Annotated in this window: 16 protein-coding genes; 7 read left to right on the top strand and 9 right to left on the bottom strand. The window is 55.1% G+C overall.

Annotated elements, in window-relative coordinates:
- Positions 1 to 20: 20 nt before the first annotated feature.
- The 7 genes from SD69_RS08440 to SD69_RS08470 all read left to right on the top strand — a co-directional run bounded on the left by SD69_RS08440 (position 21) and on the right by SD69_RS08470 (position 7,894).
- Complete coding sequence (locus tag SD69_RS08440; RefSeq protein WP_232301171.1) at positions 21 to 2,384, top strand: heavy metal translocating P-type ATPase; 2,364 nt, start codon at positions 21 to 23, stop codon at positions 2,382 to 2,384.
- A 21-nt stretch (positions 2,385 to 2,405) separates the two neighbouring features.
- Positions 2,406 to 2,648 (top strand): cbb3-type cytochrome oxidase assembly protein CcoS, encoded by a 243-nt coding sequence (ccoS, locus tag SD69_RS08445; protein WP_041522863.1) that lies wholly within the window; start codon positions 2,406 to 2,408, stop codon positions 2,646 to 2,648.
- Positions 2,641 to 3,438 (top strand): sulfite exporter TauE/SafE family protein, encoded by a 798-nt coding sequence (locus SD69_RS08450; protein WP_041522864.1) that lies wholly within the window; start codon positions 2,641 to 2,643, stop codon positions 3,436 to 3,438. The genes ccoS and SD69_RS08450 overlap by 8 nt, the downstream gene beginning before the upstream one ends.
- A gap of 202 nt (positions 3,439 to 3,640) precedes the next feature.
- Complete coding sequence (locus SD69_RS08455; RefSeq protein WP_157471640.1) at positions 3,641 to 5,413, top strand: BamA/TamA family outer membrane protein; 1,773 nt, start codon at positions 3,641 to 3,643, stop codon at positions 5,411 to 5,413.
- Positions 5,414 to 5,489: 76 nt separating this feature from the next.
- Positions 5,490 to 5,870: a lactoylglutathione lyase gene (gloA, locus tag SD69_RS08460; protein WP_041522865.1), complete on the top strand. Its 381-nt coding sequence runs from the start codon at positions 5,490 to 5,492 to the stop codon at positions 5,868 to 5,870.
- 101 nt (positions 5,871 to 5,971) lie between these two features.
- A complete protein-coding gene (locus SD69_RS08465; protein WP_041522866.1) occupies positions 5,972 to 7,324 on the top strand; it encodes a DUF945 family protein in 1,353 nt (450 codons plus the stop codon).
- Between the two features lie 117 nt (positions 7,325 to 7,441).
- Positions 7,442 to 7,894 (top strand): Spy/CpxP family protein refolding chaperone, encoded by a 453-nt coding sequence (locus tag SD69_RS08470; RefSeq protein ID WP_041522867.1) that lies wholly within the window; start codon positions 7,442 to 7,444, stop codon positions 7,892 to 7,894.
- A 113-nt stretch (positions 7,895 to 8,007) separates the two neighbouring features.
- On the opposite strand, the gene SD69_RS08475 is transcribed toward SD69_RS08470, so the two are convergent.
- The 9 genes from SD69_RS08475 to rsxA form a co-directional block, all read right to left on the bottom strand.
- Complete coding sequence (locus tag SD69_RS08475) at positions 8,008 to 9,318, bottom strand: ATP-binding protein (RefSeq protein WP_232301172.1); 1,311 nt, start codon at positions 9,316 to 9,318, stop codon at positions 8,008 to 8,010.
- A complete protein-coding gene (locus SD69_RS08480) occupies positions 9,315 to 9,986 on the bottom strand; it encodes a response regulator transcription factor (RefSeq protein WP_041522869.1) in 672 nt (223 codons plus the stop codon). The genes SD69_RS08475 and SD69_RS08480 overlap by 4 nt, the downstream gene beginning before the upstream one ends.
- 108 nt (positions 9,987 to 10,094) lie before the next feature.
- Complete coding sequence (locus SD69_RS08485) at positions 10,095 to 10,940, bottom strand: mechanosensitive ion channel family protein (protein WP_041522870.1); 846 nt, start codon at positions 10,938 to 10,940, stop codon at positions 10,095 to 10,097.
- A gap of 217 nt (positions 10,941 to 11,157) precedes the next feature.
- Complete coding sequence (locus tag SD69_RS08490; protein WP_041522871.1) at positions 11,158 to 11,874, bottom strand: electron transport complex subunit E; 717 nt, start codon at positions 11,872 to 11,874, stop codon at positions 11,158 to 11,160.
- Positions 11,871 to 12,536 (bottom strand): electron transport complex subunit RsxG, encoded by a 666-nt coding sequence (rsxG, locus tag SD69_RS08495; protein WP_041522872.1) that lies wholly within the window; start codon positions 12,534 to 12,536, stop codon positions 11,871 to 11,873. The genes SD69_RS08490 and rsxG overlap by 4 nt, the downstream gene beginning before the upstream one ends.
- The gene (rsxD, locus tag SD69_RS08500) at positions 12,536 to 13,588 is read right to left on the bottom strand and encodes an electron transport complex subunit RsxD (RefSeq protein ID WP_041522873.1); all 1,053 of its coding nucleotides are present in this window, start codon (positions 13,586 to 13,588) and stop codon (positions 12,536 to 12,538) included. Before rsxD ends, rsxG begins: the two co-directional genes overlap by 1 nt.
- Before the next feature lie 22 nt (positions 13,589 to 13,610).
- A complete protein-coding gene (rsxC, locus tag SD69_RS08505; protein WP_041522874.1) occupies positions 13,611 to 15,923 on the bottom strand; it encodes an electron transport complex subunit RsxC in 2,313 nt (770 codons plus the stop codon).
- Complete coding sequence (gene rsxB / locus SD69_RS08510) at positions 15,923 to 16,558, bottom strand: electron transport complex subunit RsxB (protein ID WP_041522875.1); 636 nt, start codon at positions 16,556 to 16,558, stop codon at positions 15,923 to 15,925. The genes rsxC and rsxB overlap by 1 nt, the downstream gene beginning before the upstream one ends.
- Before the next feature lie 18 nt (positions 16,559 to 16,576).
- Positions 16,577 to 17,152: an electron transport complex subunit RsxA gene (gene rsxA, locus SD69_RS08515; RefSeq protein ID WP_041522876.1), complete on the bottom strand. Its 576-nt coding sequence runs from the start codon at positions 17,150 to 17,152 to the stop codon at positions 16,577 to 16,579.
- Between the last annotated feature and the right edge of the window lie 2 nt (positions 17,153 to 17,154).

Below are 17,154 nucleotides of genomic sequence, written 5' to 3' on the forward strand. Positions count from 1 at the left end.
CTGATACTTCGGTGGACCCGGTGCTGTGTTTTCACTGCTCGGAGCCTGTTCCCGCAGGTGTCGATTATTGTGTAAATATTAACGGCGAACCCCGGGCTATGTGTTGCCCCGGATGTCAGGCGGTTGCCAGCGCCATTGTCGACGGCGGCCTGACGCGCTTTTATCAATACCGCACCGAGGCCAGTGAGCGACCCGACAGCACCAGTAAGCTGAGTTGGGATATTTACGATCTTCCCGATATCCAGCAAGATTTTGTCGTGCCGCTCCCGGACGGCGCGATGCAGGCTAACTTATTGCTCGAGGGTATTAGCTGTGCGGCCTGCAGTTGGCTTATCGAGACCCATCTGTCGCAGTTTGCCGGTGTCTTACAGGTGCGGGTTAATGTCACCAGCTTTCGCACTCAACTAACCTACCACCCCGAGCAAGTGGCACTTAGTAAGCTGCTGGCCGAGCTGCACGCTATTGGCTATCGGCCGCGACCCGCCACCGATGATCAGCAGCGGGCACTCGAGGTGCGGGATAACCGCATGGCTCTGGCGCGCCTCGGTGTCGCTGGTTTTGGCATGATGCAAGCGGGTATGGTCGCTGTAGGCTTGTACACCGGCGCCAGCGATGAATGGCAAAGTGTATTGCGCGGCTTAAGCATGTTACTCACCACCCCGGTGGTTTTATTTAGTGCCTGGCCTTTTTTTCGTGCGGCCTGGCGCAGCTTAAAAGCCGGCCAGTTGGTGATGGACGTACCGGTGGCGCTCGCCGTTGGGCTTGGCTACGGGGCCAGTTGCTGGGCAACCTTTAGCGGTACCGGCGATGTGTATTTTGAATCCATCGCCATGTTTGTGTTTTTTTTACTGGTGGGGCGCTATTTAGAAATGCGCGCCCGCTATCGACATCGGATTGGTGGGGCTAACATCGCCCAACTGTTGCCGTCGGTTGCCTGCCGCTGGGAGAGCGGTGAGTGGCAGCAGGTGGCGGCAAAGTTACTGCAGCCGGGCGATCGTATTCTGGTTGCCGCCGGCGATACCTTTCCCGCCGACGGCGAGGTGCTGGCCGGGACCTCGGGCGTCAATGAAGCGTTACTAACGGGCGAGTCGGTGCCGGTTACCAAAAGTGCAGGCAGTTTTGTGATTGCTGGCAGCCAAAATAACGAAAGCCCACTTGAGGTGCGCGTTAGCGCCACGGGGGGACAAACTCAGCTGTCAGCCATCGAGCAGATGGTAGCCCGGGCACAGGCCGAAAAACCACCCCAAGTGGCGCTGGCTGACCGGGTTGCCCGTTATTTTATCGCGGCGGTTTTACTCATCTGTACAGCGGTGACTATTGGCTGGAGCATGGTGGCGCCGGAGCGCGCCCTGTGGGTTGCCCTTTCTGTGTTGGTGGTGACTTGCCCCTGCGCACTCGCCTTAGCAATGCCCACCGCCATTACCGCGGCGACTGAGTATTTGCGCCGTGCCGGGGTGTTAATCACACGCGGTCATGTATTAGAAACCTTGACCAAGGTTAACCGCGTGGTTTTTGATAAAACCGGCACACTGACCTACGGGCAGCTACGTGTCGCCGAAGTGAAGCCGTTAACCGATGATGTCAGTCGCGAGCAACTGCTAGCGCTGTGCGCGGCGCTAGAGCAGGGCAGTAACCACCCAATTGCGCGGGCCTTTAGCGAATATGCGCCTAATCAAGCCGTCACAGGAGTGCAGCAGGAGACGGGCGGAGGCGTTAGCGGCCGCATAGACGCTGTTGATTACCGCTTGGGCAATATCGCTTTCGCCGCCGCTGGGCCGGTGCCCGAGTTGCCACCAGAACCTTATTTATGGTTGTTGCTTGCCCGAGGTGAACAGCCGTTGGGGTACATTGGTTTAGCCGATCAGGTGCGGGAAGAGGCGGCCGGTGTGGTTGCAGCTCTTATCGACGAGGGCGTTGCAGTGGAGTTGCTCAGCGGCGACACTCCAGCTAATACGGCGCGCTTAGCGGCTCAGGTGGGAATCGCTCAATATGAAGGTGGCGCCTCACCGGCCGCTAAACTGGCGCGCTTACAGCAGCGGCAGGCTCTGGGCGATGTGACCTTGATGGTCGGGGACGGGATAAACGATGTACCAACTTTGTCTGGTGCGGATGTCTCAATTGCTATGGCGGGTGCCTCTGATTTGGCCCGGACACACGCCGATTGTTTACTGCTGCAAGACCACTTACAGCCGTTGCTGCTGTGCTTGAGTCGGGCACGGGCAACCCGGCGCGTGATACGGCAAAACCTGACACTGTCGCTTATGTACAATAGCCTGGCACTTCCTCTTGCGGCACTTGGTTTGGTTCCGCCCTGGGCTGCCGCGATAGGCATGACCGCCAGCTCGCTATTGGTGGTGCTAAACGCCCTGCGGTTAACGCGCTAACCCCAATCGGGAGATTCAATCGTGGACAGCTTGTACTTTCTGATCCCCATCGCGTTGATATTTGTCGTCATCGCTATCCGCATTTTGCTGTGGGCGATTAATTCGGGACAGTATGACAACCTAGACACCGAGGCTCACCGCATCCTGTTTGATGACGATGGGAAAGCGGAGGATGACAAGGCATCGAGCGCAACGCAAGCATCGGAGCCTGATCAGCCAGCCTCATCCGAGCCTCCCACGACCAACAAGGCTTCTCGTGATTGACGTCCCGGCGCTGATAACCGGCTTGTTGCTGGGCTTTTTTAGCAGCACTCACTGTCTGGGCATGTGTGGTGGGATTATGGGCGCGCTAACCATGGCGGTGGAGGCCACGTCCCGATTGCGCTCCGGAGCCATCGTGGTCTGTTATAACCTGGGCCGACTGCTGAGCTATGCCCTACTGGGGGCGGTGGCGGGTGCCGTGGGAGAAACCGTTTATGCACTGGGGGCTGCCACAGTGCTACGCGTTGTTGCGGGTTTCTTGCTGTTGGCGATGGCGCTGTATTTGGCCGGCTGGTGGCGCGGGCTGCTAAAATTAGAGGCTCTGGGGCAGTATTTGTGGCGTTATTTACAACCCATAGGCCGCACGCTGATGCCCGTACGTGGGCCCGCGCCAGCACTGGGGCTAGGTTTTATTTGGGGCTGGCTCCCTTGTGGCCTGGTGTATAGCGCGCTGGGCTATGCGATGACGCAGCCCAGCGCGTCCGGCGGCGCACTGTTTATGCTCGCCTTTGGTGCGGGCACCTTACCGGCGGTGTTACTAGCCGCCTTTGCCACGGGGCGTATTCGCCAATGGGCGCAGCGGCGCAGTTTACGTGTGGCGGGAGCATTGTTGTTGCTGGTGTTCGCCGGTTGGACACTGTATGGGGCGCTGGCGCCGGGCCACGCGCATCACAGTGAGCATGAGCATCAATCCGGCGCTCATCAAGGGCACGATATGAGCGAGCAAGAGCCAGCGCAAGACACCGATGAGTCAGGTGCCGCCACTGACCACTCTGAACATCATCACCATTAAATCCTTTTGGTTGATATTTGGCCAGTTTGTGAGCGTGATTACACTTTTATATGGTGCGTAATCGAGTTCGTGGTAACCTTGGGTTGCGGTAGGCAATGATTCAGTGGAGTACCCGTGATAACACTACAAACACGGGGTGTGCAGGGCGTTCGCGTAGGTATAGATCGAATTTTGTATGGTAAAACCTAAAGGTTGCAAGAGCTTGAGATTAACACACGGGCGACGTCAGGGGGGGCAGTTAGGCTTTTATAAAGCCGCAGCCGGACAGCGGTGGTTTTTGGCGCTGCTATTGATGCTTCTATTTCCGGTGTCTGTACAGGCAAAAGACAGTGAGCTTGAGCGACAGCTGCACGAGCTTGAGCAGAGTGTTCCTGAGGGCTGCCAGCTACTCGATATCCGCGAGACCATTCGCAAGCGTTTTACCGGCAGCCGTTTAAGCACCGAGGATATCGAGTCGCTCGAAGGCATGACGATTCGCTCTATTGGCTTTTTGCAGGTCGGGGTCTTTGATGAAGATAACCCCGACGAAAACAATAGCCTCTATCGATTTCTCAATAAAATCCACTTTAACACTAAAGAATATGTGGTTGCGCCGCAGTTGCTGTTTGAGGCTGGTCAGCCTCTCGAGCCGGACGTTATTTTAGAGACCGAGCGTATCTTGCGTACCCGGGATTATTTCTCGGCGGCCTTTATTGTTCCCCATGTCGTGTGTGAAGGTCAGGTCGACTTGGTGGTGGTTACCCGTGACAGCTGGTCGCTCGAGATTGACGCGTCTTTCAGCCACAGCGGGGGCGATTCCTCCAGCGGATTTGGCATCAGCGACGATAACATTTTTGGTACAGGTAACAGCTTCTCGGTCGGCTATGAGCAAGACTCTGAGCGCCGGGGTATGAGCTACACCTTTCGCACAGATCACGTATTAAATTCACGTGTGTCGACCCGGCTGTCTTACGCCGATAAGTCCGACGGCGAAAATGTCATCGCCGAGCTTGCTCTACCGTTCTATTCGCGCTCTTCGCGTTGGGCCGGTGGCGTGGCTTACCGCGATATCGGTGAAGATGAAATCATTCGCGACAAGGGCGATGAGGTCAATCGGTTCCGGCACGAGAAGTTATATCAAGAAGCCTTTGTCGGGCACTTGCTGCACAACACTAAGTTTTCGACCCAGCGCCTGCTAGTGGGGGCGACTAACGAAGAAGATACCTTTTACGCGACAGAAGATACCTTTTTGGGTATTCCCGAGAACCGCGGTGCCAAGTACCCTTGGGTTGAGTATCAATACCTGGAAGATCGCTACGCGGTGTATCGTAACCTTAACCAAATCCAGCGCACGGAAGACGTGGCCATGGGTATTACCTTTGGTTTTCGTCTAGGTTATGGCAAAGCCGAGCCCAGTGAACATGGCGATGTGATTCGCTACATTGGTAATTATCAGCACATCATCGGGGTCGGTGACGATCACCTGCTAAGCCTTGAATTGGGAGTAGATGGCCGTGACCATGTAGATTCCGACGGCCACGATAGCGCGATCTGGCGCAGTAAAGTGGCCTACAACATTATGCAGAATGTTGAAAACCGCTGGTACGCCAGCCTCAGTTACGATGCCGGCCAGGATCTGGAGCAGTACGAAGAGCTAACCGTGGGGGGGATTGTCGGTATGCGCGGTTATCCCACCGATTTTCAGCGCGGTAAAAAGCGTATGATCGCCACGATTGAGCGGCGCTACTATTCCGATTGGCATTGGTTTAACCTTGTGCGAGTAGGCGCGGTGGGTTTTATCGAGGCGGGTAAAGCCTGGGACGGCCCTATTTCGGACGATAACAAAATACTCGCCGACGTAGGCTTTGGGCTGCGTTTTAGCTCCAGTAAAGTGCGTGTTGGTAATGTGGTGCATGTTGATATTGCCACACCGCTGGTCGATAAAGACGGTATCGACGAGTATCAGCTACTAATCAAAGCCAAAAAACAATTTTAACGACTGGTTTGGACTGCTTTCGCCCGAGGAGTGAGTCCCGGCGAGCGACCCGTTATCTTTTATCTCAGAGGGCTCTATGCGACTGCTTCATACCATGCTCCGGGTGGGCGATCTAGAGGCGTCTTTAGCGTTTTACACGCAAGTACTGGATATGCAATTGCTGCGTCGGGAGGAGTTCCCCGCAGGGCGCTTTACGTTGGCATTTGTCGGCTACGGCAATGAGCAAGACTCCACTGTGTTGGAGCTTACTCACAATTGGGATACACCTAGCTATGATTTAGGTGACGGTTATGGCCATATCGCCATTGGTGTTGACGACGTATACCAAACTTGCGAGCGTATTCGTGCGGCGGGCGGCAAAGTGGTTCGTGAGCCGGGCCCCATGATGCACGGTTCGACGGTAATAGCGTTTGTCGAAGACCCGGATGGCTACAAAATCGAGCTGCTTGAGTGCTGATCGATAGACGGCAAGCGATCTCTAGACTTAATTGTCTACCCAACGCTGAGGCACTGCTGTACAAAAAACGACTGTTAACAACGAGTAAATAGGGAAGGAAAATGAAAAAGTTTTTAGGATTAGTACTGTTGGTTGCGGCTTACGTGGGGCTGAGTTATTACTCGGGTATGGTCGGTGAACAGTATATTAATGATCAAATAGAGTTGAGTCGCGCCCAGGCCGACAACGCCAATATAGCGCTTGATGTGGCCAACTACGAGCGCGGGGTTTTTCAAAGTAACTTCGACTTTAGCGCCCGGGCAAACACCGAACAGTTTGCGGTTGACTCTGTCACCATTGATGCCAAAGCGCAGGTGTTTCACGGCCCCATTATTTTTGCCGACGGCATTAAGTTTGGTTGGTTTTACGCCCGCACCGATAATGCGCTATCCACCAGTGAAGCCGAGATAAACACTCTATTAGCACAAGTGTTACCCCAGGGTTTGGGCCGCTTGAACCTGTTAGGGGAGTACGGGGGTAGTTACGACGCCAACTGGCGTACCGATATTATCGAGTTTAACGATGACGAGGGGCACATTCACGTCAACGGTGTGGACGTTCACAGTGAGGGGCGGTTTGATTCGCTCGATAGCCAATCGACTATTACTGTTGGCGAGATTGCCGCGAGCCATAGTGATGGTACAGAGATTGGTATTACCCCTATACACGCCAATGTCGATATGGAGTTTATTGCACCGCAAGTGCCGCTTTCGTCTGGCAAGCTGCAGTTTGATGCGTTAACAATTAAGTCTCCGGAGGGAATGACAACCGCCATCCGTAATATAGAGCTTATGCAGCGCCAGCGCCTGGAAAACGATAAGATCGACACCAAGGTGCGCTTGAGCGCCGGTCAAGTCGAAGGTATGCTCCCGATGTCCAACTTGTACTATGAGCTGGAACTGAATCAGGTGACCCAAGAGGCGATGGCCAGCTGGGCTGAACTATCCCCCAAACTGCAAACCGAAGAAGATTACGCCACTTACGAGCAGGAGATTCGCACGGCATTAACGCAGCTGCTGCATAAAGACCTGGTGATTTTGATGAGCAGTGGCGGCGAAGCCATGAACGGCTATGTAAACACCAAAATGGATTTACACTATGTGCCTCCGGCCAATGGCCGCAGCCTTGCCAGTTTGACCGAGGTAGCAGAGTACGTGCGCTTGGTTAAAGGCAGTGGGCAGGTGGTGATCTCTAAAGAAATTATGACGGGCACTCCGTTGATCATGCTGTTGGCGCCTTACATGGACACTTACATTGTTCAGCAGGGCGATGAATACGTGCTCAATGCGCGTATAAACGACGGCAAACTGTGGGTCGGAGATACGCCTATCGAGTTGGCGCCTATTATTAATGGTTATTTTATGGCGTTGGCGCCCGCCACAGCGCCAGCTCCTGCCCCCACTGCAGCACCCTAACGGAGGGTGGCCGGGGTTTTCAGTAGTTTACATTGGCGCAACAAGGGTTTTCATTAAAGGTCGTATTCTGTAAGCGTAGTAATCAACATTCATTGATTAAGCTTTTGGAGATACACCATGAAAAAGACATTGACCACCATGCTACTGAGCTCTGCCCTGGCGCTTTCTACGGCCGCTTACGCCGGTAATGGTCCGCGAGATATGATGGGCCCCGGCACTCTGTTGAATGATCGTGTCGTTGAAAAACTGGCGCTCAGTGATGAGCAGCAAACGCAAATCAGCGAGCGCCTTGAGCTGTTCCACAGCCAGTACCCCAAAGAAGACAAGCGTGAAGCTCGAGACGAGCAACGTCAGGCGATGAAAGCGTTGATGGAGCAAGAGACGTTTGATGAAGCGGCAGCGCGAGCGTTGTTGAGTGAAGGCACGGAACAGCGCCTGGCTCAGATGAAACTGCGTCACGACTTGGCGCAAATCCTGACGGATGAACAGCGCGATTCATTGGAACAAATGCAGGAGCGCCGCGACGGTAAATCTCGTAAAGGTCGCGATTCAGAGCGCTCTCGCTACTAATTACATCAAATTGCGTTTAACAAAAACGGTGTCTTAGGGCGCCGTTTTTTTGTTATGAAAAAGCTTTTTTAAAACGTTTGCTCAATGAGGTGTTAGCGAGCCAAAAGGCGTATTTAACCTGGGTAGCGTAGCGTAAAGCATAACCCACCGGCTTCCGCCCGGGCTACGCTCAGTTTGGCTTTCTGCGCTTCGGCGGCCGCTTGCGCAATTGCCAGGCCCAAACCAATATTGCCCTGATGCCCTCGGGCGGGGTCACCGCGGTAGAAGGGCTCAAATAAGTGCTCCAGGCGTTCATCGCTTACGCCTGGCCCGTTATCCGACACGGACAGCTGCCATTGGCCTGCTTGGCCTTCAAGCTGCACGCTAATCGTATCGGCGTAGCGGCACGCGTTAGACAACAGGTTGTCCAGCACTCGTTGCAATAACTGAGGTTTCGCATTGATCGTAAGCTGTGCAGGCCCTTGATACGTAAGTGTCTTACCTTCGGTTTGGAAGCGCCAGTCATCGATGGCTTGCTGTACTTGTCCGGCTATATCGACAGACTCGTCTTGCTCACGATAGATTGAGCCCTCCAGGCGCGACAGTGTTAGCACTTGATCAACCAGATGCTCTAAGGTTACGCACTCTTTTTCGATACGCTCAATGTAGGTGTTGTTACCTTGATCGGCGAGCAGCCCTGCGGCGAGCTTAAGTCGCGTTAAGGGGGAGCGTAATTCGTGTGAGACGTCCGCCAGTAGGCGTTGCTGTGTGGCGATCGAAGCCTGGAGCTTTTCGGCCATCAGGTTAAAGTCATTGCCCAGTTGGCCTAGCTCACCTCTGCCGGCGTCGACACGAGTCGCTAAATGGCCATCGCCAAACAGCCGCGCGGCGTTGGATAGCTGCCGAATAGGTCGGCTGAGCCAGCGTGCCAGAATGGCCGATAGCAACAGTACCAAAGTCATTGAAGCAATTAAGCGCCAGTGGGGTGAATCCCGCAGTACCTGGCGCCAAATTGGTACTGGCTGTGGTGGCATAACCCACACGGCCAATAGCGAGCGGTCCTGGGTTGGAACGATGAATGGGCCGATGGCAACGAGGCCGCGCTCAAGTGCCAGCGTGTGCAGAGAGTCTTTGTCGGCAAGCTCGGCTAAACGCCAGTGCAACCGGTCACGCTCCAGGGGCGCGCGGGTAGCCGGGTCGTAGAACGCCATTCCGTGACGTTTACGCCCTTTGAGTAATCGCTCCGAAGGGCGGTCGGCGTAGCGCTGTAAGGAGCGTTGATGTTTTTTTAACTCGATGAGCTGTTGTTCGCTTGGCTCGTGCAGCTCATCGTGTTGCTCAAGGTAACGGCCGAGAAAAAAATTGGCCATTAACAGTAACGTGAGCGACAGCCAAAACCATAAAAACAGGCGCCCGGTAAATCCGCTTAGAACAGTGGGCTTCACGGCGATTCAGCCAGTAGCTGATAACCTGAGCCCCGAACCGTTTTAATGCAGGGGGCCGGGGCAATCGCCGTCATCTTTTTGCGAATATGAGAGATGTGGATGTCGACATGTCGGTCAAATTGTTGCAATCGCCTGCCAAACGCCTCCCGTGAAATTACGTCTTTATCGACCAGCTCCCCGACACGCTCAAACAATACATTAAGCACCCGAAACTCGGCCGCGGTTAAATCCAGACGCTGTTCGTGGTAGTGAGCCTCAAAGGACTCGGGCCGCATGGTCAGTGCGCCGACCCGATTATTGGGTTGCGGTTGCAGACGGCGCAATATGGCCTGAATACGGGCTACCAGTTCGCGGTGGGAAAAAGGTTTGCCCACATAATCGTCGGCGCCGAGCTCGAGCCCCAGTACCCGGTCGATCTCATCCCCACGGGCGGTGAGCATTAACACCGGCACGTGGGACTCTTTGCGCAGAGCCCGCAGTACATCAAAACCATTTTGGCCGGGCAGCATGACATCGAGCAGCACCAGATCTGGCTGCTCCCTTAACGTGGTGTCGAGCCCGCTGGTGCCGTCGTGGCTGGTGATAACGTTAAAGCCATTATCGCGTAAATACTCACCCAGCAATTCGCACAGGGCTTCGTCGTCATCAATAATATGGATACTGGTCATGGCTCTATTGTAGGCTAAGCGCCGGTTTGCTCACGGTAATTTACGTTAGTTTACGCCAAAAAAAACAGGGCCGAAGCCCTGTTCTTACACAGTACTAAATCCGGCAAGTTACGCGGCTTCAGACTCTTGTGTGACCGGCACGTCGGCGTGCACATCCATTTGTGGGAATGGAATAGTAATGCCGTTTTCGTCAAACGCTAATTTGATATTCTCGATCAAATCAAACTTAACGGGCCAGAAATCGGCGGATTTAACCCAGGGACGCACGACAAAGTTAACACTGCTGTCGGCAAGCTCCGATACGGCAATCTGAGGTGCCGGATCCGCAAGCACACGCTCGTCTGCTTTCACCACACGCTCCATAATCTCTTTGGCTTTTTTGATGTCATCGTCGTAACTGATACCAAATACCAAGTCGACACGACGAGTTGGTAGCTTAGAGTAGTTGGTAATGTTGCCGTTATAGATTTGGCCGTTGGGCACAATAATTTCACGGTTGTCCGGCGTGTGCAGAGTGGTGGTAAAAATACTGATGGTTTTGACAACCCCGGCGGTGCCGCCTGCCTCTACGTAATCACCCGCCGTGAACGGGCGAAACACCAGTAACAAAAAGCCCGAGGCAAAGTTTTGCAGTGAGCCTTGCAGAGCCAAGCCGATGGCCAAACCCGCCGCACCAATTAGCGCAATCATTGATGTGGTGTCGACACCGAGCTGATCGAGTGAGGCGATAATAACGATCAGCAGTAGCAGGGCATTGGCAATGGCTTTTAAGAAGTCGACAAGAATGTCGTCGAGCTTAGTTCGGCCCAGCACTTTACCCAGCAGGTTGACCAAAATCTTAACGACGATTTTACCAATGATGAATATCAGCAGCGCGGTAACGATGTTGATACTCCATGGGATTGCATGATCGTGGACAAACGTCATGACATCGTCTTGGTTAAACTCAAACATAATGCTTCCCTCAATGTTGATTGTTGCGGCTGGCGCCTTGTCGAACGTGGTTGGTATTAACTTTGGCGCAGAACTGTGTCAACGCTGTGACGAATGGCTTAGCGGGTTAGGGCCTGTCGTGATAATTGGCCTTAAAGCCTTAGATGATTATTGCCATTAAATAGGGGGAGTGCAACTCTTAAAGGTCTAAGAGTTGCACAGTAGGCGTTAAAAGGGGTTAGGCAATGGTGCCAGTGGTGCGGACGCGTTTGTTGCCTTTTACGGGTTTTTCTTTGCGGGCGGCGGCGCGTTGAGCCTGATGGTGATCGATAATATTTTTCAGTGCGATCAAAAAGCCCGTCACAATAAAGGCGCCCGGAGGCAAAATTGCCACTAAGAAGCCTGGGTAGTTGGCAAATAAGGTTAAAGTCCAGTCGCGTGCGGCCTCGCCAAACAATAAGTGCATATTGGCAAACAGCGTGCCACTGCCTAAAATTTCGCGAACCGCACCGACCGTGAGTAGCACCAACGTAAAGCCAAGGCCCATCATTAAGCCGTCGATGGCCGAGGGCAACACCGGGTTTTTACTGGCAAAGGCATCGGCCCGGCCCAAAATCGCGCAGTTGGTCACGATCAGCGGAATAAATATCCCTAAAATGGTGTATAGCTCATAGGTGTAGGCCTGCATCAGCAGCTCGATGCAGGTGGTCAGCGAGGCGATAATCATCACAAACGCCGGCAGGCGCACGGCATCGCTGACGGTTTTACGAATCAGCGATACGGCGATATTGGAGCTGGTTAACACCATCATAGTGGCAAGGCCCAGCCCCAGTGCATTGACCACCGAGCCGGATACCGCCAGCAGCGGGCACAGCCCCAGTAGTTGGACCAGTGCGGGGTTGTTGGTCCACAAGCCTTTCTTGCTTATGGTTTGCCATTCGGCTGTGTTACTCATTGGGTTTGTCCACCTGTCGGTGTATTCACATCGTTACTATCAGAAATCTCAAACAACAGCGTGCGCTTTGCCTGCACTTGTTGCAAGACCCGCTTAATTTGCCCGGTAACAGCGCGGGGAGTAATGGTCGCCCCGGTAAACTGATCGAAGGCGCCGCCGTCTTTTTTAACCGCCCAACGTTCGGGTGCAGGGTCGGTTAACGACTTACCGTCAAAGTCTAAAATCCAGTCGCTTTTGTTGGTGTCGACTTTATCGCCCAGCCCCGGTGTCTCTTTGTGTACCAATGCGCGAGCACCGGCAATGGAGCCATCGCGGTTTACCCCAACCAAAAGGCGGATTGCACCGCTGTAACCGTCGGGGGCGACCGCCGGTACAATCACTGCAACGACTTTGCCCTCTTTACGGGCGCGATAAATAGGCTCGGATACCTTCAGGCCCAACGCCGGCAGCATATCTGCTGGGGCGGGTAGGGTGTCGTTGAGCATGTCGTTATCAACGCGATCGGCGCTAACCAACTCGTACAGAGCGCTCTCGGCGGCGCGGCGCTCGGCATCGGCAATACGGTCGCGGGTGCTGACGTTGGTAACGGCCAGAACACCGGCGGTAACCAGGGCAAATACCCCAAGTAGAACACTGTTTTTACTGATGGACGCACCCAGCATTAGAGGTCAGCCTTCTTAGTTGCGCGTTGACTTTTTTTATGGCCGTAAGTGCGTGGCACCGTGTAGTAATCGATAAAGGGCGCGGCAAAGTTCATCAGTAGCACGGCAAAAGCTATCGCATCGGGGTAATTGCCCCAAATGCGAATCACATAAATTAATACCCCGATGCTGGCACCATATATCAAGCGGCCACGATTACTGACCGCCGAGCTGACCGGGTCGGTGACAATAAAAAACGCCCCGAGCATAGTGGCCCCGGAGAACAAGTGGAACAACACCGAGCCACCGCTGTTAGAGCTGCCGCCGTCGTAAAAAATGATGGCCATCAGCGCCAGCGCTGCCAGCATACTTACCGGTGCGTGCCAGGTAAAAATACGGCGATACAGCAGGTAAGCGCCGCCGGCTAAAAAGGCCAGGTTGACCCACTCCCAGCCCGCGCCGGCAAAACTGCCTGCGGCCAGAACCGGATCTTGCAGGTAGACGCTGTCGAGCATCAGCGAGCTATTTTGCTTTACGGTATCCAGTGGCGTGGCCGCGGTGTAGCCATCGATTGAGCTGCCAGCCCAAATTTGTTTCAGGGCTTCTAACACGCCGGGCGTGTGACCGCCGATATCCGACGGCGCCGCCCACTGGCTCATTTGCAGCGGAAACGAGATCAGCAAAATAACGTACGCCACCATGGCGGGGTTAAAGGGGTTAAAACCCATGCCGCCATAGAGCTGTTTGGCCAGCACAATGGCGCAAAAGCTACCCACCACGACTAACCACCAGGGGCAGTAAGGCGGCAGTGCTAAGCCGAGCAATACACCGGTAACCAGAGCGCTGCAATCGCGCAGGTAAAACAACACCGGCCGGCCGCGCACAGCCATAACCGCCGCCTCAAAGCCCATGCAGACGGCACTTGCCAGCAATACGTTGTGCAGCGTGCCAACGCCAAAAAAGTAGGTGAGCACAGCCAGCCCAGGCAGTGTCGCCATAACCACGGTGCGCATAACCTGACCGGTGCCGAGCGCCCGGTGTGTATGCGGTGATGTGATACGTGTCAGTGCCATGGTGTGTTCCGTCGGTTAAGGGCTATGCTTGCTCGTTCTGCTGGGCGAGTTGTTCGCGGGTAGCGGCCAGTTTCACCTCGAGCTTTTCAACACCAGCTTTAAAAGCGTCGATATTTTCATCGTTTTCCGCCTCGGCCTTGCTCAGGCGGGCGCGGGATTTTTCCAGCCGCGCCTCGAGCGAGTCCACTTGGTTGCGCAACTTGTCGGCCGCGCTCATGGTGCTCATGGCCGCAGCGCGCGCCTTGGCTTTTTCGATGGCATTGCTCGCAGCATCGGCGGTGGCGCCGCCCGAAGTATCGGAGGTGGACGGGTCTCTCGGGGTGGGTTCGGCCACGTTCGAAGGGGTTAACTCGTCCAGCTCTTTTTGTGTGCTGGCGATTTTCTCTTTCAGCTTACTTACGCCTTGCTCCAGAGCGTCGGCTTTATCCGAGTCTTGCTCACGCGCCTCGCGGGCTTTATCTTCGGCTTTGGCTAAACGCTTGTAGAGTGATTCAAGCGACGAGCGTAATTTGTCTTCGGGTGACATGGCAACTTTAGCTTTGGCCCGCTCAATGGCGGCGCTCACCGGGTCGTCCGCCGCCGCTTTAGCGGGGGCGGCTTTGTCGGTTGGTGCCGGCTCGGCGCTTGTGGCCGCGCCCAAGGCGGCCAGCTTATCTTGTGCGGCTTTCAGCTTAACGTCAGCCTGCTTAATGCGCGCCTGTTGTTTCTCCCGCTGTTCGTCGGTGGCATCTTCCAACGGCTTTTGCGCTTGTTTTAAGCTGTCTTCGGCCGCTGCTACTATGCGCTCGAGCTTGGCGCGCTGTTTTTCGTCATCGGCGGGCGCAGGTGCCGGAGCTGTTTTGGCATCGCCGGTAGCGGCTTTTTGCTCGGCGAGCTTCTTTTTCGCCTCTTCAGCCGCTTTTTTACGAGCCAGGCGCTTGGCTTCTTTTTCCGCCTCTTCTTTGGCGATGCGCTCTTTGCGAAACTCAAAGCGGCGCCGTGAGCGATCGGACTTTTCTTTGTCGATCCGATGCTGACGAATCTCGCCTTTAGCTGCGCGATAATATTGCACCAGCGGAATATGGCTGGGGCAGACAAACGAGCAGGCGCCGCACTCGATACAATCGAATAGGTTGTGCGCCTCTAGCTTTTCCAGATCTTCGCTTTGGGCGTACCAAAATAGCTGCTGCGGCAGCAAGTCGGCCGGGCACGCCTCGGCGCACATGCCGCAGCGAATGCAGGCCTGGGCGGGCGAGGGTGGCGGCAGCTCTTTGCGTGTCGGCGCCAAAATACAGTTGGTGGTTTTTACCAGCGGAACCGAAGTGTCCGGCAGCGAGAAGCCCATCATGGGGCCGCCCATGACTAACCGCGAGGCTTTCTTCTCGTTAAAGCCGTGTTGCTCCAGCACAAACCGGATTGGTGTGCCGAGTAATACCTCGACGTTGCGCTGGGTGTCGAGCGCCTCGCCCACTACCGTGGTAATACGCTTAACCAAAGGCTCGCCAAACCGCACGGCGCGATACACCGCTGCGGTGGTACCGACATTTTGGCAGACAATACCAATGCTGGCAGGGATCTGGCCGGCCGGTACTTCTCGCCCCGTAAGAATTTGAATCAGCTGTTTCTCACCGCCCGACGGGTATTTGGTGGGAAAGCTCACCACTTCAATTCGGGTGTCTTTCGCGGCTTCACGCAAAGTGGCTATGGCGTCCGGCTTGTTGTCCTCAATGCCGATGACAACGCGCCCGGGCTCGCCCAGCAACTTGCTTAAAATCTGTGTGCCGGCAATAATCTCATCGGCCCGGTTTTGCATCAGGATATCGTCGGCGGTGATGTATGGCTCGCACTCTGTACCGTTGATTATCAGGGTGTCGATCGGCTGGTTGGCACGCGGGTTTAACTTTACCGCAGTGGGAAACCCAGCCCCACCGAGCCCGGCGATACCCGCGGCCCGCACCCGTGCTAACAAGGCCGCTTTATCCAGGTTTTGGTAGTCGGGCGCTTCATCGAGTGGCTGCCAGCTGTCTTGGCCATCGGTGTCCAAAATAATGCAGGTATCGGTCATGCCCGAGGGGTGTGGCACCACGTGCTCGACGATAGCGGCAACCGTGCCTGAGGTGGGTGCGTGTACATGGGCACTAAAAACGCCGTCGGCCTCGGCCAGTAGTTCGCCGCCTAACACCTGTTGCCCCACCTCTACCAAGACTTTGGCAGGTGCACCAATATGCTGATTGAGCGGCAAAATTAACTGTGGCGCTATCGCCAGCGGCGTTAATGGCTCAATCAAAGACTGTGCTTTGTTTTCGGGCGGGTGAACGCCACCGGGAATATCCCAGACTTTAATTAACTGCGTCATTAGGCGGCTTCACCTGTCTTGCGTTGCGTGTGGCCGCGACCGGTATCGGTGGCAATTAAATCGGCTTGCTCGTGGCTTGCCGCTGGCAGTTCCCAGCTCCAGTCGCGAATACCGGATGCAACCGGGATCATGTCGATGCAATCTACCGGGCAGGGTTCGACGCACAGGTCGCAACCGGTGCACTCGTCGACGATTACGGTGTGCATTTGTTTCGCCGCCCCTAAAATCGCGTCCATCGGGCAGGCCTGAATGCACTTGGTGCAGCCAATGCACTCGTCTTCTCGAATAAAAGCTACCGTGGGCACCTCGGACTCTTCGCCGTGCTCTTCGTCTAGCGTGGGCGCCTCGACGTCGAGTAGGTCGGCCAACTCGTTAATGGTGGTTTGGCCGCCGGGCGGGCACTTGTTGATGGCATCGCCATTGGCAATCGCTTGTGCGTAGGGCTTGCAGCCAGGGTAACCGCATTGGCCGCACTGCGTTTGTGGCAGCAGTGTGTCGATTTGCTCGACCAGCGGGTCGCCCTCCACTTTAAAGCGGACGGCGGCGTAGCCCAGCAGCGCGCCAAAAACGAGCGCGAGCCCGATCAGGGCGATCAGCGCCGAGGCAATTGGGTGTTGTGCAATAGTCTCAAACATAGATAGCAACGCGGTGGATTAAACCAAACCGCCGAACCCCATAAAGGCGAGCGACATTAAGCCTGCGGTAATCATGCCGATAGCGGCACCTTTAAAAGGCAAGGGCACATCGGCGACCGCCAGGCGCTCGCGCATAGCGGAAAATAAAATCAGCACCAGTGAAAAACCCAGTGCAGCACCAAACCCAAACAGGGTGGACTCCATAAAGTTGTGAGCCTTTTGGGTGTTTTGTAGGGCAACACCTAACACGGCGCAGTTAGTGGTAATCAGCGGTAAAAATACCCCCAATACGCGATACAGCAGCGGGCTGGTTTTTTCGATAAACATTTTGGCCAGCTGCACCACCACCGCGATCACCAGAATAAAGCTGATGGTACGCATGTACTCCAGCCCCAAAGGCTGCAATACCCAGGTGGCAATTAAGTAGCTGCATATCGAGGCCAGCGTCAGCACGAAGGTGGTGGCACTTGCCATGCCGATGGCCGTTTCCAGTTTGTTGGAAACCCCCATAAACGGGCACAACCCCAGAAACTGAACCAACACGAAGTTGTTCACCAGGATTGCGCTGAGCAAGATAACCGCAAGTTCGGTCACAC

The organism is Gilvimarinus agarilyticus, from assembly GCF_000832015.1.
Classification (GTDB): Bacteria; Pseudomonadota; Gammaproteobacteria; order Pseudomonadales; family Cellvibrionaceae; genus Gilvimarinus; species Gilvimarinus agarilyticus.